Origin of the sequence: Hyalangium ruber, from assembly GCF_034259325.1 — a bacterium.
Lineage (GTDB): Bacteria > Myxococcota > Myxococcia > Myxococcales > Myxococcaceae > Hyalangium_A > Hyalangium_A rubrum.
On sequence record NZ_JAXIVS010000017.1, the window covers coordinates 128,280 to 146,576 of the forward strand.

Consider the following 18,297-nt stretch of genomic DNA (forward strand, 5'->3'; position numbering starts at 1 on the left):
GGGTTCAGCGCGGCCGCTGGAAGATGAGCGTCACGTTCGTCCCGCCGAAGCCGAACGAGTTGCTCATCACCGCGTCCACCCGCTGCTCGCGCGCGACGTTGGGGATGCAGTCGAGCGTGATGCGCGGGTCCTTCCGCTGCAGGTTGATGGTCGGCGGGAGGACGCCATTGCGCAGGGCCAGCACACTGATGACGGCCTCGGCTGCTCCCGCCGCGCCGTTCATGTGGCCCGTCATGGACTTGGTGGAGGAGACGGCGAGCCGCCGCGAGGCCTCGCCGAACACGCGGGCGATGCCCTCCATCTCCAGCACGTCGCCGATGTCCGTGGAGGTGCCATGCGCGTTGACGTACCCGATGTCTCCGGGTGTGAGCCTCGCGTCCGCGAGTGCCAGCCGCATGCTGCGCTGAGCGCCCTCGTGCTCCGGGGCGGGCTGGGTGACATGGTGCGCGTCCGAGCTGGCGCCGTAGCCCGTGAGCTCCGCGTACACCCGCGCCCCACGGGCCCGGGCATGCTCCCACGACTCGAGCACCAGCATTCCGGAGCCCTCGGCCAGCACGAAGCCATCCCGGTCCACGTCGAAGGGCCGACTGGCGGCCTGGGGCTCGTCATTTCGCGTCGAGAGTGCCTTCATCGCGGCGAAGCCACCCACGCCCAACACGGAGATGGGAGCCTCCGCGCCGCCGACCACCGCCGCGTCGAACTCCCCGCGCTGGATGCCCCGCATGGCCTCGCCGATGGCGTGGGCGCTGGTGGAGCACGCGGAGTTGGTGGACCAGCTCGGGCCTTTGATTCCGTGGCGCATGGAGATGTAGCCGGGCGCCATGTTGATGATCATCTGCAGGATGAAGAACGGGCTGATGCGGTCCGCTCCCTTCTCCAGCACCTTGCGGTAGGTCTCCTCCAGGCTGGAGATGCCGCCGATGCCCGAGCCGACGATGACGGCGACCCGCTCGGCATTCTGGGGAGAGATCTCCAGGCCTGAGTCCTTCAAGGCCATGTCCGCGGCGACCACCGCGAACTGGGCGAAGCGATCCATCCGCCGCACCTCCCGCCGCTCGATGAAGTCCTCGGGCTGGAAGTCCTTCACCTCTCCCGCGATGCGGCAGTCGAGGCCACTCGCATCGAAGAGCGTGATGGGCCCTACCCCGCTCTGCCCTCGGACGAGCGCCTGCCAGCTCTTCTCTACCCCCGTTCCGCAAGGGCTGATGAGCCCGAGCCCGGTCACGACGACACGTTGCTTCTCCATGGCGTTGTCCTCTCTTCCGCCTTAATATTATGACCATAATCCTATCGCCATCTGAAAGGCAGGAATCGATGAGTGAGGAGACCGCCGCGCCCCGCACACGGACCGTGACGTGGAAGGACCCGAAGGAGGGAGTGACCGCCGCGAAGTCACTCCGCGGCGTGGAGTACCTGCGAGCCATCATCCAAGGAGAGGTGCCTGGCGCGCCCATCGCCTCGCTGATGGGCTTCGAGCCCGTGGAGGTTCAGGAGGGGCGCGCGGTCTTCACGGTGAAGCCCGCCGAGTACCACTACAACCCGATCGGGACGGTACATGGAGGGCTGGCGGCGACGCTGCTCGACTCCGCGATGGCGTGCGCGGTGCATTCCACCCTGGGGGTCGGCGAGGGTTACACCACGCTGGAGCTGCACGTGAACCTCGTGCGCCCCATCGCCCATGACACGGGGCGACTGACCTGCACGGGGGAGATCATCCATGTGGGTGGGCGCGTGGCAACGGCGCAAGGGCGGCTGACGGACGACGCGGGAAAGCTGTATGCCCACGGCACGACCACCTGCATGGTCTTCCGTGCTCCGGGTGCCGGCGGCCGGGAGAAATAGGAGACACGCACCGATGCGGTATGGACCCGATCACAAGCAGGCCACGCACACCCGAATCCTCGCGGCGGCGCAGTCCCTGTTCCGCAAGCAGGGCTTCGCGGGCGCGAGCGTGGAGAAGGTCATGCGCGCGGCGGGCCTGACGGTGGGGGGCTTCTACGCCCACTTCGCCTCGAAAGAGGCACTGCTCGCCGAGTCGCTGCGGACCTTCATGCAGCAGAGCAGGATGCGCTGGGTCGGGGGACTCGAGGGGCTGCGCGGTCGAGAGTGGCTGAGCCCGTTCGTGCGCCGCTACCTCAACCCGCAGATCCGCGACAACCTGAAGAGCGGATGCATGATGCCCTCGCTCTGGTCGGACCTCACGCGGGCTTCCCCCAGCACCCAGGCCGTGCTCATCGAGGAGTTGGAGTTGCTGCTCCGAGAAGTCGAGGCGCGCCTTCGGGACGAGCCCGGCGCGACGGCACGGCAACGGGCGCTGGCCACGGTGGCGATGTGCTTCGGGACGATGACGCTGGCCCGGGCCACGCGCTCACAGCCGCTCTCGGACGAGCTGCTCCAGGCGGCCCATGCCTTCCTGCTGGCGAGCGAGCAGGAGTCCTCTCCTCGGCGCGATGGGTCAGGTTGACAGCTCCGTCGCGTCGCTTCATCTTATCCACCATGAAGTGCGTCCAGCTCACGACTCCCACGACCACCACCACCCTCACGGGCGGGCCGGCGGTCGTGCGCACGTAAGCTAGCGCGCGGAGACCGCAGCCCCGCCGGAAGAACCGGACGGGGCGCTCCGCGAGAACCGCTTCAGCCCCGCTCCGGTCCGGCTTCACTCGTACCGACACGGAGAACGGAAATGCTGAGCGAACACGATCATCGATCCCTGGGCGACCGCCTGGACCTCTTCCACCTGCAGGAGGAGGCCCCGGGCATGGTGTTCTGGCACCCACGCGGGTTCATCCTGTACCAACTGCTCGAGGAGCGCGTCCGGCGCGAGCTGTCCGCTGGGGGCTACCGCGAGGTGAGAACGCCGCAGATCCTCGGCCAGCGCATCTGGGAGAGCAGCGGGCACTGGCAGAACTTCCGAAGCGACATGTTCGTCCTGAGCGACGGCGAGCGGCCTTTCGCGGTGAAGCCGGTGAGCTGCCCGGGCCACATCCAGCTCTTCCAGCGGATGGTGCCCTCGTTCCGAGCCATGCCCATCCGGCTCGCGGAGTTCGGGCTGGTCCACCGCAACGAGTCGTCGGGAGCGTTGCAGGGGCTGTTCCGCCTGCGGCAATTCACGCAGGACGACGGCCACATCTTCTGCATGGAGGAGCAGGTGGCCGAAGAGGTCGCGGCGTTCTGTCGCTCGCTGCGCGCGTTCTACCGGGACTTTGGCTTCGAGGAGGTGCAGGTCGCCTTCAGCAGTCGCCCCGCGCAGCGCGCCGGGAGCGATGAGGTCTGGGACCGGGCCGAGGCCGCGCTGCTCGAGGCGGCCCGGAGCGTGGGGCTCGACTGCCGGATGCAACCCGGGCAGGGCGCGTTCTACGGGCCCAAGCTGGAGTTCATCCTGAAGGACCGCTCGGGCCGCGAGTGGCAGTGCGGGACGATCCAGCTCGACTTCGTGCTGCCCGAGCGCTTCGACCTCGGCTACGTGGACTCGGGAGGCGCGAGGCGGCGGCCGGCCATGCTGCACCGGGCGATCTTCGGCAGCGTGGAGCGCTTCCTGGGCATCCTGCTCGAGCACCACCAGGGCTCGCTGCCCGCCTGGCTGGCACCGGAGCAGATCCGTGTGCTGCCCGTGGGGCAGGACTCGCAGGCCTATGCCTCGGAGGTGCGCGGGCGTCTGGAGGCGGCGGGGCTCCGGGTACACGAGGACGCGCGCGGCGAGACGCTGTCGCGGCGCATCCTGGACTCGCACCATGACGGCGTGCCGTTCGTCGTCCTGGTGGGGGCGCGGGAGCAGGCGGGGCGCTCGGTGCAGATTCGCGAGCGGAGCGGAGTCCAGCGGCAGGTCGCGCTGGAGTCCGCGGTGTCCGAGCTGGGGGAGTCCTGCCACTTGAGCTGAGGTGGTAGTGTGCCCGCCCTTCCCTCTGGAGGACGAGCCCGTGCCCCCGACCGCGCCCCGCTCCATGTACCCGCCGATCGAGCCCTACAACACCGGCCGGCTCCGCGTGTCCACCTTGCATGAGGTGTACTTCGAGGAGTCCGGCAACCCGAAGGGCAAGCCGGTGGTCTTCGTGCATGGAGGGCCGGGAGGGGGCACGGACCCCAAGCAGCGGCGCTTCTTCGATCCGGACGTGTATCGCATCGTCCTGTTCGACCAGCGCGGCTGCGGGCAGAGCACGCCGCACGCCAGCGTGGAAGAGAACACCACGTGGCACCTGGTGGAGGACATGGAGACGATCCGCCGCCACCTGGGCATCGAGCGATGGATGGTCTTCGGTGGCTCGTGGGGCAGCACGCTCTCGCTGGCCTACGCACAGAAACACCCGGAGCGCGTCACGGAGCTGGTGCTGCGGGGCATCTTCCTGTTGCGCAAGCAGGAGATCGACTGGTTCTACCAGCGAGGCGCGAGCGCCCTCTTCCCGGACGCATGGGAGGGCTTCCTGGCGCCGATTCCTCCCGAGGAGCGAGGGAACCTGCTCCACGCCTACCACCGGCGACTGATGGGGGAGGATGCGCGGGCGCGACAGGAGGCGGCTCGGGCTTGGAGCACCTGGGAGGGCCGAACCATCACCCTGTTGCCGAACGAGGACCTCATCTCGCACCACGCGGAGGATGAGTTCTCGCTCGCGTTCGCGCGCATCGAGTGCCACTACTTCGTCCACGGTGCGTTCCTGCGCACCGAGACGCAGTTGCTGGACGACGTGCCGCGCATCCGTCACATCCCGGCCATCATCATTCAGGGCCGCTATGACATCCCCTGCCCGATGGAGAGCGCCTGGGCGCTGCACAAGGCCTGGCCAGAGGCGGACTTCAAGATCATCCCGAACGCGGGACACTCGGCATACGAGCCGGCCATTACCTCCGCGCTCGTGGAGGCCACGGACCGCTTCCGTGGCCGTTGAGTCTTGATGATGAGCGAACGGGCTCACCCTCCCTTCTCGGCGACGCTGTTGCTCGCGGCACTGCTGTCAGCGTGCGCCGCTTCATCGCCTGCCATACGCGCATGGGAGGATATGGAGCGAGAAGGTGCCACCACCTGCGAGGAACCCAACGCGGACCAATGCGTTGTGCTCGCATGTGATGAAGGCGAATGCGCCATCTTCGACTGCGAGGAGCTGGACCCGGAGGGATTGGCACGCACTCCGTTGCGGCACGGAGCAGAACTGGCCCGGGGCTTCCGTACGCCCTGGCGTCCTCCAACCGCCCACCGTAACTGGCGGCGTGCGGGCCTACGCGAGGACGCCAAGCCCCGAATGACGTTTCACTTCCGCTACCGCGACGGCTACTTCCTCCCGGCCTTTCCTCGGCTCGAGGGCAAGCTGGTCAGGCACCACCTGTTTCCGCAGGAGGCCAGGATGGCGGCATGGTTCAAGTTGAATGGCATCAACATCCACGACTGGACGATGGTCATCCCAGAGCACGTTCACCTGCGTATTCATCGAGGTGCGCGTGGCGGGTTGTGGAACGCGGCATGGCGGCAATTCATGGACGCCAATGCGGGCCGCCGCGTATCGCGGGAGCAACTGCTGGGCAAAGCGTTCAAGCTGGCATTCCGCTTCGACATCGTTGGCCCGATCAAATCGCATTACCACGCACCGCTCCCTCCACCTGGGCCTCAGCTGATCGCGCCTTGAACTCCAGGAGGGAAGCCTACGCATGAGGTTTTACCGACTGCAGCAAGACCCCTCTCCACGCTACACAGGAGCGCTGAATGCCGCGCATAAGTGGGGACTACCGGGGTTGGAGCCCTGTCCCACCTGTCGCACGGGAGGCGGTGTCACTGGACTCGAGTATCCGTGCGTGGACCTGTCGGGCCTCCCAGACCATGAGCTGAAGAAGTTGTCGGACCCATGGCCCGTCCCCTTCGAGGAATTCTCTCGGCTGCGCGAGCTGGTTCGTCCCCTGGCGCCCATGGGCGCTGTACTGGAGGCCGGCGCGAGACTCGGGCCCCTGACGGGAAAGGGCTCCGGGCACTTCGGCCAACTCTTCATGCAAGAGCCCTGGTCTCTCTATTTGCGCCGCGATGCGCTGGGGCGACTCCAGGAGGCCGGCGTACGCGGCCTCCGAGGATGCTCTCTCGACGTGCGCTTCCGTGTGAAGCACCCGCCTGAGCTGCTGGAGATGCAGTTGGAACTGCACGGCCAGTTCCATCCCGACTGTCTGCCGCCAGACCGCAAGCCCCCGTGCCCCACCTGTGGAAACGATCGCCTGACCCTGCCGGAACAGCCCATCCTCGCGGCGCCTTCACTGCCCGAGCACCTGGACGTGTTCCGGTTGGCACAATGGTCGACGCTCATCATCGCCAATGAGCGTCTCGTGGACACGGTGCAGCGCCTGGAGCTGGACGGAGTTGTGTTCCAGGAGCTGCAGGTCCGCTGATCAGCGTTTGCTCAGCGCCTGCCCCAGCTCCTCGTACAGGTGGATGGCCGCGCGGATGGCCTTCTCCCAGTCACCCAGGTGCAGGCTCTCGTTCTCCCCGTGCGCATAGGTGTACGGATCCTCCACGCCAATCAGCAGCGCGGGCACCCCGCCCAGCTCCCGCGCGAAGGGCTCCACGAACGGAATCGAGCCGCCGCAGCCAATCGTCACCGCCTCCCGCCCATACCCCTTCTGCAACGCCCGGAACGCCGCCTGGAACGCCGGGTGCGACGAGTCCGTGTACCACCAGCCCGACGGCGAATCCTCGCGGATGTGCAGCTCCAGCCCCCACGGCGTCACCTTCCGCAGGTGCTCCACCAGCAGGCGCTGCACGTCCTGCGCGTCCATGTCCGGCACCACCCGGATGCCCACCCGCGCCCACGCCGACTCGCAGACGATGTTGCGCGCCTCCTCTCGCGTGCTGGCCTGGATGGCGTTGATGGCGATCGACGGCTGGCGCCAGTTCGTCTCCCACGGGTGTCGCCCTCCGCCCAGCATCTCCACCTTCGGCAGCAGGCCCACCTGCTCGCGGAACTGCGCGTCGTCTCCCGGCAGTGCCTGGATGCTCTTCTTCTCCGCCTCCGTCAGCGGCTTCACCCGGTCCAGCACGCCTGGGATGGCAATCGAGCCGTCCGGGTTCGTCAGCGTCGCCAGCATCCGGCACAGCCCCATCACCGGATCCGGAATCGGCCCGCCCCACATCCCCGAATGCACCGCCTGCTTCAACCCCCGCACCTCCACCTCGATCGTCACCAGCCCGCGCAGCGCCGTGGTGATCGACGGCAGCCCCACGTCGAAGTTGGACGTGTCCGTCAGCACGATGGCGTCCGCCTGCAGCAGCTTTGCGTGCTTCTGCAGGAACTCCGTCAGGTGGCTGCTGCCCGCCTCCTCCTCGCCTTCAATCACCACCTTCACGTTGAGTGGCAGTGAGCCCGCTCCCTTCAGCCACGCGTCCACCGCAGACGAGTGAACCACGATGCCGGCCTTGTCATCCGCCGCGCCGCGGCCATAGAGCCGACCGTCGCGCTCCTCCGGCTCGAACGGATCCTTCTGCTTCCACTTGCCCAGGTCCCCCGCCGGCTGCACGTCATGGTGCGCGTACAACAGCAGCGTGGGCTTGCCCGGCGCCTTGAGCACCTCTCCGTAGACGTAGGGGTGTGCTCCCTCGATTTCGAGGAGCTGCACATTTTCAAAGCCACGGTCCTTGAGCAGCTTCGCGGTGGCCTCGGCGCTCTTGCGCACCTGGGAGGCGTCGAACCCTGCGAAGGAGACGCTGGGAATGCGCACCAGGGCCTTCAGGTCCTCCAAGTACGCGTTCTTCTGGGACTCGAAACGGGCAAGGGCTTGGTCGATGGGCATGAAGCGTCCATACCTCAAAACTCCTGCCCCCTGCCCTCGGTCTGTCAGGCAGACACGAGGCACTGTCGGTATCATGGGGTCATGTCCGACGCTCCGACCCTGCTTCTGGTGGATGATGACAACTTCGTCCGGCGCATCCTCAAAGACACCCTGGCGGAAACCGGCATCGAGCTGAGACTGCTCGAGGCCTCGGATGGCGAGGAGGGCCTGGCCATCGCCGCGCGAGAGAAGCCGGCGCTGATGTTCCTGGACCTGTTCATGCCCCGACGCAGCGGCCTGGAGGTGCTCGCCGCGATGAAGCAGACCTCGCCGGGCACGCGGGTGCTCATCATCAGCAGCATGGATGCCGAGCCCGTGGTGGAGCAGGCCCTCGCGGCCGGGGCGGTGGGCTTCGTGGGCAAACCCTTCCACCCCTTGGAGATCGCCTCCGCCGTCCGTCAGGCCCTCGCTCAATAAGGAAGGAGGGACGGCCATGACGAACTACTGGATTGGTGACACCGCCGGCCGTGTCCTCGGACCGCTGACCCTCCAAGCCCTGCGTGACCTGGTCGGCTCGGGACGCCTGAAGGCCGTCAACCGCGCCTCGCGCGATGGCACGAACTGGATTCCCATCCAGGACTTCGAGGAGGTGAAGGACCTGCTCGCCAAGGCGAAGCCCTCGCCGGCCGCCGATCAACAGAACGCCGAGCGCATCCGCACCCAGATGCGCATGCTGCAGGCCAAGACGGCGCCGCACGAGGTCTTCGGCGTGCTGTCCACCGCCAACCTGGACGAGCTGCGCCTGGCCTTCTTCCGGATGGCCAAGCGCTTCTCGCCGGACCACCTCGCCCCGGACACCCACCCGGACCTGCGCAAGGCCTCGCACGAGATGTTCGACTTCCTCTCGGCGAAGATGCGCGAGGCGGAGGCCCGCCCTCCTCAGGGCACCCCGGCCCGCGGCGTGGCGCCCCTGGGCGCGGCCGGAGCGCGCGCCGTTCCGCCTGGCTCGACGGCGCCCTTCCCCCCGGCCTCGCCGATGGCGACGCAGGTGCGCAAGCAGGTGGCCGCGCCCACCTACTCGAGCGATGAGTTCGTCGGCCTCACGCTGCGCCACCACAATGACCAGGTGCATGCCGACATCCACGTCACCCCGCACAACGTGGGCATGTTCGTGGACCACCGGCTGATCAACCTGTCCTCGGGCGGGCTCTTCATCAACACCCGGCGGCCCCTGAAGCTGGGGACGAAGGTGATCCTCAAGCTGAACTTCGACCAGCCGCAGCGCTCCATCGAGCTGCGCAGCGCCGTCATCTGGGAACATGCCATGGACGATGGCCGGCAGCCCCAGGGCTACGGGCTGGGGCTCGCGAGCCTGAGGCCCGAGGAGAAGACGTTCCTCCAGGAGTTCGTCCGCAGCCACCGCAAGGAGTGAGCCTCGACAGGATGGCCCCCGTGCCCGACACCTCCGAGTACCGACCACTCGAAGGGCTGCCCATCCCCATCGCGGTCTTGCGCGCGGAGCGCGTGGCCTACGCCAACCCCGCGCTGACGGCGATGCTCGGGGTGCCGCTGGAGGAGCTGTCCCGCCTCTCCATGTTGGACATCATTGGCCGCTTCATTCCCCGGGAACAGTCCTGGTTGGAGCCGCTCTACGCGGCCCGTACGCGCGGGGAGCGGCCCCCGGAGTCTCAGCTCTGGATGCGCATGCGTGGCACCGCCGGACACGAGCGGACCTGCCATGTCCGGGTCACCCCTGGCACCCGGCCGGATGAGCAGCTGGTGGTGGTGCTGGACATGGAGCAGGAGGACTCGGTGCATCGCCTCACCGAGGCCCTGGTGTCCGCCACGGGCGCCATGCTGCATTGCCGGGACGAGCAGGCCGTGCTGGAGACAGCGGTGGAGGCCATCCACCAGCAGGGCTTCTTCGTGGCGGTGCTGCGCCTCGAGGGGGACTCGCTCGTCCACGGTCCCATGAGGCAGGACCCGGAAGTGGTCACCGCCGCCGAGCGGCTCTATGGCTGCCCCATGCACGAGGTGCGCTTCCCTCGCGAGAGCGTGCCGCATGTCCAGGCGGTGCTGACCCAACGCAAGGCGGCGTTCTTCCAGGACATCCACATGATGCTGGAGCACTTCCACGCGCCCGAGGTGGCGGCGCTGCTCAAGCACACCTTCCCCAACACGCCCTCGCTGGACGCGCCCATCTTCGTCGGCGGCACGCCCCTGGGCATTCTCTCGGTACAAGGCCGGTCACTCTCCCCCGCCAGCGCGAGCACCCTGGAGCTGTTCGCGGGCCTGGTGGGCAGCGCGCTGGAGAACGTGCGCCACCATCGCGAGGCCGCCGAGCGCCTGGCCGAGCTGGCGCGGTTGCAGGCCGAGCACGTGGCACAGGAGCGGCTCACGGTGCTGGGCCAGGCGGCGGGCGTGGTGGCGCACGAGGTGCGCAATCCCCTGGGCGCCATCCTCAACGTGGTGGCGGTCCTCAAGCGGGAGGCGAGGCTCGGCCCCATCGGAACCAGCGCGGTGTCCATGCTGGAGGAGGAGGTCATCCGGCTCGATGACATCGTCCGGGACCTGCTGGATGTGGTCCGCCCCTTCGAGCTCCGCCCCCGCTCACTCCACCTGGGCGAGCTGGCCCGGCGCACGGCAGAGTTCCTGACGCCCCTCTGCGAAGTCACCCAGGTGCAGATCCACATCGAGGAGGAGGAAGGGCTGCCTCCGCTGCCAGCGGATGACACGCTCTTGCAGCTCGCGCTCGCCAACCTGCTGCGCTACACGCTGCGCTCCTCGCCCACGGGAGGCACCGTGCGGCTGGCGCTGGCGCGGGCCCCGCTGGGCCTCTCCCTCGTGGTGGAGGACCAGGGCGCGACCCTCTCCGGGACCGACTTCCAGCATGTCTTCGAGCCCTTCTTCACCAGCCGAGCCACCGGTGCGGGGCTCGGGCTCGCCGTCGTGCGGCGGGTCGTGCTGGCGCACGGCGGGCAGATCCACGTCCGGGAGCGCATGGGCGGAGGAGCACGCTTCGAGGTCCTCCTGCCCCTGTGCGGCTCAGAGGCGCGAGAGAAGCACCCGGCAGCGTAGGCCGCCGTTGCGCACTGGCAGGCTCCGCGCCTCGGGCAGGCCCAGCGCGCGAATCAATCCCGCCTCGTCCGGGACGAGCAGCGCCACACGCCAGCCTCCGAAGGACCTCCGCAGCGTGGCCCCCAGCGCGCGGTAGAGCTCCGGCAACTCCCCGCTCTCTCCCACGCGCTTGCCATACGGCGGGTTGGCCACCACCAGCCCCGGGCCCGACACGGGAGGCACGAGCGTCTTCACGTCCCGCCGCTCCAGCGCCAGCGTCAGCCCCGCCCGCCGCGCGTTGCGCCGCGCCGTGCCGAGCGCGCCCGCGTTGATGTCGTAGCCGTGCAGCGCCGCGCGGGGCGCCGGCAACGCCTCGGCCTTCGCACTGGCTCGGCGCGCCTCCCACGCCGCCGCATCGAAGCCCGGAAAGCGCTCGAAGGCGAAGGTCCGCTCCAGCCCCGGCGCCCGGCGCATGGACAGCCACGCGCCCTCGATGAGGAAGGTACCCGAGCCGCACATCGGGTCCACCAGCGGCTCTACCCCGTCATACCCCGCGAGCCCCAGCATCCCCGCCGCGAGCGTCTCGCGCAGGGGCGCCCGGCCCACCTCCTGGCGATACCCCCGCCGGTGAAGGGGCCCTCCACTGGTGTCCACGCTCACGGTACACCCCTCCCCCTCCAACCGCGCCAGCAGGGTCAGCCCCTCTTCGGACTCCTCCTCGTCCAACGCGCCCGCACGCCCCACGCTCGACAGCCCCCAGGCCCGAGCCGCCGCCGCTGGCACCGCCGCCGCTGGCACCCGCGAGCCATGCGCCGCCACGGAGAGCCGAGGCGTCCCCTCTCCTGCCCACACCCGCCTCAGGTCCAGCGCCGCCAGCCCGCGCGTCAAGGCGCCCACGTCGTGCGCGCGGAAGCTTCCCAGGCGCAGCAGGACCCGGCTGGCGGTGCGCAGGCGCAGGTTGGCCTCCTGGTGCAGACCGGGCGGCCCTTCCAGCTCCACGCCACCCTCCACCCGCCGGGGATGGAAGCCCAGCGCCAAGGCCTCCGCCTCCAGCGCGGGTTCCAGCCCGGGAGGGGCCACGGCGAAAAGCTGTTCGGAGTGAGAAGCGCGAGTCACGGGAAGGGCATTGTCCGCGCCGGGCCGCCGGCCGCAATCCTTATCGGCAAGCCCCCGTCGGTTGCGTTAAGGGAGGAGCGCATGAGCGCCGAAGCCGCCCCCCGCCTGAAGAAGCCCGTGGACTATGAGGTCACCGTCACCGAGGTGAAGATGGAGACGCGGGACACCGCCACCCTCTTCCTCGACTTCGGAGAGGCTCCGGTCGAGTACAAGGCCGGCCAGTTCCTCAACATCGACCCGCACCAGTTCCGCGCCCTCACCCCGCTGGCCGCCTTCCTCCAGGCGCAGAAGGGCCGCCGCGAGCTGTTCCGCTCCTACTCGATGTGCTCCGCGCCCCATGAGCCCCGGGTGGCCATCACCGTGAAGGACGAGGAGTTCATCCCCGGCATCACCCAGTACCCGGCGCTGCTGGCGCCCCTCCTCGTCCACGGCCGGCTCACCGGCGCCCGTATCCGCGTGCAGGGCTTCATGGGCCCCTACGTCTTTCCGGACGACGTGGAGCAGCGCACCGAGCACATCGTCCACATCGTCGCGGGCTCCGGCGCGGTGCCCAACTTCGCCCTCCTCAAGCACGCGCTGCACCGCGGCCTGAAGATGCGCCACACCTTCCTCTGCTCCAACAAGACGTGGGCGGACGTGCTCTTCCGCGAGGCGTTGGAGGCGCTCGAGGCCGCCTACCCGGACAAGGTGCGCCTGGTTCACACGCTCACCCGGGAGACGGACGAGTCGCGCTTCGGCCCCAAGGTCCACAAGGGCCGGGTGAGCCAGGCCCTCCTGGAGGAGCTCATCCCCGACCGGCAGACGTGCCTCGTCTACGCGTGCGGCCCGGCCATCAGCCCCTGGGAGCGACGCAAGGCCATGGAGACGCGCACGCCCGCCACGCCCCGCTTCATGGAGACGGTGCTCGGCCACCTCCACACCCTGGGCATCGACGACAAGCGCATCAAGCGGGAGACGTACGGGTAGCGGGCGTCACGCCCAGCACCCGCGTCAGCTTCGGCTGCACCCCGAAGGAGCTCAGCAGCGCCTCCAGCTTCAGCCGCGCCGGGCGGTTCTCCCGGTGTACGCGCCGCCCGAGGATGAGCTCGTTCTTCAGCGAGTGCTCCCACCCCGTCAGCTCCGTCACCGTCACCTGGTAGCCGAACGCCTCCAGCGTCATCGCCCGGATGACGTTGGTCAGGTGCGAGCCGAACTCGCGCCGATGCCACGGGTGCTGGAAGAGCATCCCCAGCGAGGTTTCCACCTCGGGCCGCTTGCCCTTGAGCTGGGCGGCCACCTCCGCCTGACAGCACGGCACCACCGCCACGTGGTCCGCCCCATGCTGGATGGCGCCCACCAGCGCGTCATCCGTCGCCGTGTCGCACGCGTGCAGCGCCATGACCAGGTGTACGCGCTCCGGCCAAGTGGCCGCGTCCAGGTGCGCCGTCTGGAACTCCATGCGCGTGAAGCCCAGGCGCTGGGCCCGCTCCTTCGCGCGCTCGGTCAGCTCCGGGCGGCCCTCGATGGACAGCAGCGTGCCGCCGGCCGCCTCCTTGAGGAACAACTCATAGAGGATGAAGCCCAGGTAGGCGTTGCCGCTGCCCGCATCCACCAGCACCGGCGAGGGGTGGCGCGCGAGGATGTCCTCCACCGCCGGGCGCAGCAGGCCCATGAGGTGGTTGACCTGCTTGAGCTTGCGCAAGGCATCCGCGTTGAGGTGCCCCTCGCGCGTGAGCAGGTGCAGCTCACGCAGGAGCGCCTGCGACTGGTCCGGCAGCAGCTCTCGCCGGACCTGGGCGGCCTTGACGTTGCGCCTCAGACCGCCACCACCTCGGTCACCTCGGGGATGATCTCCCGGAGCCGACCCTCGATGCCCATCTTCAGCGTCGCCGTCGAGGACGGGCAGCCGCTGCACGAGCCCTGCATGTGCAGGTAGACGATGCCGTTCTCGAAGCGGTCCAGGGTGATGTCACCGCCGTCCTGCGCCACCGCGGGGCGAATCTCCGCGTCGAGGATCTCCCGGATGCGCTGCTCTATCGAGCCGCCCTCGGCCGGGTTGGCGCGCGAGGCCGCCACCGCCGCCTCGTCCACGACGGGCTCGTTGGCGCCCAGGTGCGAGTCCAGCGTGGACATCACCGCGTCATTGAGTTCGTCCCACTCGCCCTGCTCACCCTTGGTGACGGTGACGAAGTTGAGGCCGATCATCACCGCCGTCACGCCCTGAATGTCCATCAGCTTGCGCGCCAGCGGGGACTTCTTCTCCGCCTCCTCGCGCTGGGTGAAGTTCACCGCGCCGCTCGAAAGCAGCCGCTGGTCCACCACGTACTTCAGGGTGCTGGGGTTGGGGGTCCACTCCAGCTGGATGTTCACCGACATGGAAATCTCCTGTCCCTCTCCTCTAAGGCGTCGAGGGCCCCATAGCAACCCGGAAGCCATCCAGGCAAACGGGCCCTTGTCCTACCCGTTCAATGCCGCGCCGCTCGGCCCCGTTCCTGGCGAGCACCGACTCCGGACGTTATAGGCTCGCCTCACCCCGCACGTCCGATGTCCAGCTCGCTGCCGCTCACCTTGCGCGTCCACCGCGCCATCACGGAGGTCCCCCAGGGTACCTGGGATGGGCTGCTCGACGACGCGGCCCTGCCCTTCCTGGAGTGGGCCTTCCTGGCGGCGCTGGAGCAGAGCGGCAGCGCCGTGCCGGAGCGGGGCTGGCACCCACGCCATTTGACGTTGTGGCGAGGCGCGCGCCTGGTGGCCGCCGCGCCCGCGTACCTCCGGGACGACAGCGACGGAGAGTTCGTCTTCGACGGCGCCTGGGCCACCGCCGCCGGACGTGTGGGGCTGCGCTACTACCCCAAGCTCGTCCTCGCTGTCCCCTTCACCCCGGCCACCGGGAGGCGCGTCCTCGTGGCGCCGGGAGAGGACCGGGCCGCCCAGGAGGCCGCGCTGTACGGTGCTGCCCTGGAGTACGCCCGCGCCGAGGGCGTCTCGGGCGTCCACGTCCTCTTCCACACCGAAGAGGAGGCCGCGGGCCTGGAGGCCGCGGGCTTCGCGCTGCGCCTGGGGGTGCAGTACCAGTGGCGCAATGAGGGCTACCACACGCTGGAGGACTTCCTCGGCCGCTTCCACGCCAAGCGGCGCCACCAGCTCCGGCGCGAGCTGCGCGCCCTGGAAGCCCAGGGCATCACCCTGCACACCCTGCGCGGAGAGGCGCTGGCGGAGCTAGACCCGGAGGAGCTCTTCCGCCTCTACGCCTCCACGGTGGACAAGTACCCGTGGGGCCGCCGCTTCCTCACCCCGGACTTCTTCGCTCGGTTGCTTGCTTCCTTCCGCCACCGCTGCGAGTTCGTGGAGGCCCGCAAGGAAGGAAGGCGCATCGCCGGGGCGTTCAACTTCATCGGCCCTGGCGTCCTCTACGGACGGTATTGGGGCTGCTTCGAGGAGCTTCCCTTCCTGCACTTCAACGTCTGCCTCTACCACCCCGTTCAGGAAGCCATCGCCCAGGGCTTGCGTCGCTTCGAGCCTGGGGCCGGTGGCGAGCACAAGCTCACCCGAGGCTTCGAGCCCCACTTCACCTACAGCGCCCACCTGCTCCTTCACCCTGGACTCGACCGGGCGGTGCGTGCCTTCCTGTATCAGGAGCAGGCGGCCGTGCGCGCCGGGCTTCCCCGGTGGCAGGCGGAAACTGGTTTCAAGTGAGGAGGGTTGAAGCGCCCGCCTCATCTGTTCGAGAGAGCCCATGGCCCAGAAGTTCGAAAACGACGAGAACGTCGCCACCGAGACCAAGCCCGAGAAGAAGCTCAAGAAGCCCACGCTCTACAAGGTCTTGTTACACAACGACAACTACACGACGCGGGAGTTCGTGGTCGCCGTCCTCAAGGAGGTCTTCCACAAGTCGGAGACGGATGCCGTGCAGATCATGCTCCACGTTCATATCAACGGCATCGGCGTGGCGGGCGTTTATACATTTGAGGTTGCCGAAACGAAGATCAAGATCGTGGAGGCCGCAGCCCAGGACAATGGGTTTCCCCTGCGCCTCTCGATGGAACCCGAGGAAGGTTGAATCGTGGCTGGACCGCTGATTGCCAAGGAGTTGCAGACGAGCTTCCGGAACGCGCTGGAAGAGGCGCGCCGGATGGGTCACGAGTACCTCACGCTCGAGCACCTGCTGCTCGCACTGACGAAGGACACGCGCACCCGCGAGGTGCTCAAGGGGTGTGGCGCCAACATCAAGCGCCTTCAGGAGCGGCTGGAGTCGTTCCTGGAGGAGACGGTCGAGCGCCTGCCGGAAGGGGTAGAGGCCGAGCCCCAGCAGACCATCGGCGTGGAGCGGGTGCTCCACCGCGCGGCCATGCACGCGCTGTCAGCCGAGCAGAAGGTCATCGACGGCGGGGACGTGCTGGTGGCCATGTTCCGCGAGGAGGAGAGCCACGCGCTCTACCTGCTGCAGCAGGAGGGCGTCACCCGGCTGGACCTGCTCAACTTCATCTCCCACGGCATCACCAAGGACGGCTCCGCGTCCGAGGGGAGCGGCGGCGAGCCCCGCGGCGTGCCGGCCGGGGAGGATGAGGACGGGGAGAACCCGCGCAAGAGCCCGCTGGAGGCGTACACCACCCTGCTCAACGTCGAGGCCAAGGAGGGTCGCATCGACCCGCTCATCGGCCGCGAGAAGGAGCTGGAGCGCACCATCCAGGTGCTCTGCCGCCGGCGGAAGAACAACCCGCTCTACGTGGGCGAGACGGGCGTGGGCAAGACGGCCATCGCCGAGGGCCTGGCGCTGCGCATCCAAGAGGACAAGGTGCCCGAGGCGCTGAAGGGCGCGCAGGTGTACTCGCTGGACATGGGCTCGCTGCTGGCGGGCACCAAGTTCCGCGGCCAGTTCGAGGAGCGCCTCAAGGGCGTGCTCAAGGCGCTGCAGGACCACCCCAACGCCATCCTCTTCATCGACGAGATCCACACCATCGTCGGCGCGGGGGCCACCAGCGGCGGCTCGATGGATGCCTCCAACCTGCTCAAGCCGGCGCTGGCCAGCGGCAAGCTGCGCTGCATCGGCTCGACGACGTACCAGGAGTTCAAGGCCTCGTTCGAGCGGGACCGGGCGCTGTCGCGGCGCTTCCAGAAGATCGAGGTGGGCGAGCCTACCGTGGAGGACACCATCCTCATCCTGGAGGGGCTCAAGAGCCGCTACGAGGCGCACCACGGGGTGACGTACGACTCGGACGCCATCCGTGCGTCGGCGGAGCTGTCGGCCAAGCACATCAATGACCGGTTCCTGCCGGACAAGGCCATCGACGTCATCGACGAGACGGGCGCGGCCGAGCGGCTCAAGCCGGAGGGCAAGCGCACCGGCAAGGTGACGATGGCCGACGTGGAGAGCGTCATCGCCAAGATGGCGCGCATCCCCGCCAAGAGCGTCTCCGCGCAGGAAGGCGTCCAGCTGCAGAACCTGGAGAAGGAGCTGCAGGGGGTCATCTTCGGCCAGGACGACGCCATCCGGAACCTCACCAGCACCATCAAGCTGGCGCGCAGCGGCCTGCGCTCGCCGGAGAAGCCGATTGGCAGCTTCCTCTTCTCGGGCCCCACGGGCGTGGGCAAGACGGAGCTGGCCAAGCAGCTGGCGCTCACGCTGGGCGTGGAGTTCTTGCGCTTCGACATGAGCGAGTACTCGGAGAAGCACACGGTGAGCCGGCTCATCGGCGCGCCTCCGGGCTACGTCGGCTTCGACCAGGGCGGCCTGCTCACGGACGCCATCCGCAAGCACCCGTACGCGGTGCTGGTGCTGGACGAGATTGAAAAGGCCCACCCGGACCTCTTCAACATCCTGCTGCAGGTGATGGACCACGCGACGCTGACGGACAACAACGGTCGCAAGGCGGACTTCCGCAACATCATCCTCATCCTCACCACCAACGCGGGCGCCCGCGAGATGAGCACCAAGTCCATCGGCTTCGGGGACATCCAGGCGCCGGCGGACGGGAAGCGGGCGAAGAAGGCCATCGAGAACACCTTCACGCCGGAGTTCCGCAACCGGCTGGACGGGTGGATCCTCTTCAGCGGCCTGTCGCCCGAGGTCATCCTCAAGGTGGTCGACAAGGAAGTGGGACTGCTCCAGAAGATGCTGCTGGAGAAGAACGTGAAGCTGGAGCTGACGGCCCGGGCGAAGGCGTGGCTGGCCGAGCACGGGTACGATCCGGCCTTCGGCGCGCGGCCCATGGCACGGCTGGTGGACAACAGCCTGAAGAAGCCGCTGGCCGAGGCGCTGCTGTTCGGCTCGCTGAAGAACGGCGGCGTGGCCCGCTTCGACGTGGAGGGCGACAGCCTGAAGCTGCTGCCCGAGCCCGTGGCGACCGCGACCGCGTAGCACTTCCGCTCCTTCGGGAGCGGGGAAGCTCGAGGGTGATGGGGACACCGCTC

Annotated in this window: 18 protein-coding genes; 13 read left to right on the forward strand and 5 right to left on the reverse strand. The window is 68.5% G+C overall.

Annotated elements, in window-relative coordinates; all coding sequences use genetic code 11:
• Positions 1 to 4: 4 nt before the first annotated feature.
• Positions 5 to 1,246 (reverse strand): beta-ketoacyl-ACP synthase II, encoded by a 1,242-nt coding sequence (fabF, locus tag SYV04_RS36915; protein WP_321550741.1) that lies wholly within the window; start codon positions 1,244 to 1,246, stop codon positions 5 to 7.
• Between the two features lie 68 nt (positions 1,247 to 1,314).
• Here fabF and SYV04_RS36920 point away from each other — a divergent pair, with 68 nt between their 5' ends.
• The 6 genes from SYV04_RS36920 to sitI6 all read left to right on the forward strand — a co-directional run bounded on the left by SYV04_RS36920 (position 1,315) and on the right by sitI6 (position 6,357).
• Entirely contained in the window at positions 1,315 to 1,842 is a 528-nt protein-coding gene (locus SYV04_RS36920; protein WP_321550742.1) for a PaaI family thioesterase, read from the forward strand.
• A gap of 13 nt (positions 1,843 to 1,855) precedes the next feature.
• Positions 1,856 to 2,464: a TetR/AcrR family transcriptional regulator gene (locus tag SYV04_RS36925; RefSeq protein WP_321550743.1), complete on the forward strand. Its 609-nt coding sequence runs from the start codon at positions 1,856 to 1,858 to the stop codon at positions 2,462 to 2,464.
• A 219-nt stretch (positions 2,465 to 2,683) separates the two neighbouring features.
• Positions 2,684 to 3,877, forward strand: a complete 1,194-nt coding sequence (thrS, locus tag SYV04_RS36930) for a threonine--tRNA ligase (RefSeq protein WP_321550744.1) — start codon at positions 2,684 to 2,686, stop codon at positions 3,875 to 3,877.
• Positions 3,878 to 3,941: 64 nt separating this feature from the next.
• A complete protein-coding gene (gene pip / locus SYV04_RS36935; RefSeq protein ID WP_422724012.1) occupies positions 3,942 to 4,880 on the forward strand; it encodes a prolyl aminopeptidase in 939 nt (312 codons plus the stop codon).
• A gap of 9 nt (positions 4,881 to 4,889) precedes the next feature.
• A complete protein-coding gene (sitA6, locus tag SYV04_RS36940; protein ID WP_479691454.1) occupies positions 4,890 to 5,612 on the forward strand; it encodes a SitA6 family polymorphic toxin lipoprotein in 723 nt (240 codons plus the stop codon).
• Positions 5,613 to 5,634: 22 nt separating this feature from the next.
• Positions 5,635 to 6,357, forward strand: coding sequence for a SitI6 family double-CXXCG motif immunity protein (gene sitI6 / locus SYV04_RS36945; protein ID WP_321550747.1), 723 nt, complete (start codon positions 5,635 to 5,637; stop codon positions 6,355 to 6,357).
• Here the strand turns inward: sitI6 and SYV04_RS36950 are convergent, their stop codons facing one another.
• Positions 6,358 to 7,755: a M20/M25/M40 family metallo-hydrolase gene (locus SYV04_RS36950; protein WP_321550748.1), complete on the reverse strand. Its 1,398-nt coding sequence runs from the start codon at positions 7,753 to 7,755 to the stop codon at positions 6,358 to 6,360.
• 81 nt (positions 7,756 to 7,836) lie between these two features.
• On the opposite strand from SYV04_RS36950, the gene SYV04_RS36955 reads away from it, so the two are divergent.
• The 3 genes from SYV04_RS36955 to SYV04_RS36965 are packed head-to-tail and all read left to right on the forward strand — an operon-like array spanning position 7,837 to position 10,812.
• Positions 7,837 to 8,211 carry a response regulator transcription factor gene (locus SYV04_RS36955; protein ID WP_321550749.1) on the forward strand — a complete coding sequence of 125 codons (375 nt, stop codon included), beginning with the start codon at positions 7,837 to 7,839 and terminating at the stop codon, positions 8,209 to 8,211.
• Positions 8,212 to 8,227: 16 nt separating this feature from the next.
• Positions 8,228 to 9,166, forward strand: a complete 939-nt coding sequence (locus SYV04_RS36960) for a TIGR02266 family protein (protein ID WP_321550750.1) — start codon at positions 8,228 to 8,230, stop codon at positions 9,164 to 9,166.
• Positions 9,167 to 9,186: 20 nt separating this feature from the next.
• A complete protein-coding gene (locus SYV04_RS36965; RefSeq protein ID WP_321550751.1) occupies positions 9,187 to 10,812 on the forward strand; it encodes a sensor histidine kinase in 1,626 nt (541 codons plus the stop codon).
• Here SYV04_RS36965 and SYV04_RS36970 read toward each other — a convergent pair.
• A complete protein-coding gene (locus tag SYV04_RS36970; protein ID WP_321550752.1) occupies positions 10,780 to 11,871 on the reverse strand; it encodes a THUMP domain-containing class I SAM-dependent RNA methyltransferase in 1,092 nt (363 codons plus the stop codon). The two genes, SYV04_RS36965 and SYV04_RS36970, sit on opposite strands and share 33 nt — an antisense overlap.
• 117 nt (positions 11,872 to 11,988) lie before the next feature.
• Between SYV04_RS36970 and SYV04_RS36975 the strand changes: the two genes are divergently transcribed.
• On the forward strand, positions 11,989 to 12,873 hold the full coding sequence (locus SYV04_RS36975) for a ferredoxin reductase domain-containing protein (RefSeq protein ID WP_321550753.1): 885 nt from the start codon (positions 11,989 to 11,991) through the stop codon (positions 12,871 to 12,873).
• On the opposite strand, the gene SYV04_RS36980 is transcribed toward SYV04_RS36975, so the two are convergent.
• Positions 12,851 to 13,792, reverse strand: coding sequence for a class I SAM-dependent methyltransferase (locus SYV04_RS36980; protein WP_422724013.1), 942 nt, complete (start codon positions 13,790 to 13,792; stop codon positions 12,851 to 12,853). The genes SYV04_RS36975 and SYV04_RS36980 overlap by 23 nt on opposite strands.
• On the reverse strand, positions 13,702 to 14,262 hold the full coding sequence (locus tag SYV04_RS36985; RefSeq protein WP_321550754.1) for a NifU family protein: 561 nt from the start codon (positions 14,260 to 14,262) through the stop codon (positions 13,702 to 13,704). Before SYV04_RS36985 ends, SYV04_RS36980 begins: the two co-directional genes overlap by 91 nt.
• Before the next feature lie 168 nt (positions 14,263 to 14,430).
• Between SYV04_RS36985 and SYV04_RS36990 the strand changes: the two genes are divergently transcribed.
• The 3 genes from SYV04_RS36990 to clpA are packed head-to-tail and all read left to right on the forward strand — an operon-like array spanning position 14,431 to position 18,244.
• The gene (locus SYV04_RS36990) at positions 14,431 to 15,582 is read left to right on the forward strand and encodes a GNAT family N-acetyltransferase (RefSeq protein ID WP_321550755.1); all 1,152 of its coding nucleotides are present in this window, start codon (positions 14,431 to 14,433) and stop codon (positions 15,580 to 15,582) included.
• Between the two features lie 40 nt (positions 15,583 to 15,622).
• A complete protein-coding gene (locus tag SYV04_RS36995) occupies positions 15,623 to 15,946 on the forward strand; it encodes an ATP-dependent Clp protease adaptor ClpS (RefSeq protein WP_321550756.1) in 324 nt (107 codons plus the stop codon).
• A 3-nt stretch (positions 15,947 to 15,949) separates the two neighbouring features.
• Positions 15,950 to 18,244, forward strand: a complete 2,295-nt coding sequence (gene clpA, locus SYV04_RS37000) for an ATP-dependent Clp protease ATP-binding subunit ClpA (RefSeq protein WP_321550757.1) — start codon at positions 15,950 to 15,952, stop codon at positions 18,242 to 18,244.
• The last annotated feature ends 53 nt before the right edge of the window (positions 18,245 to 18,297 follow it).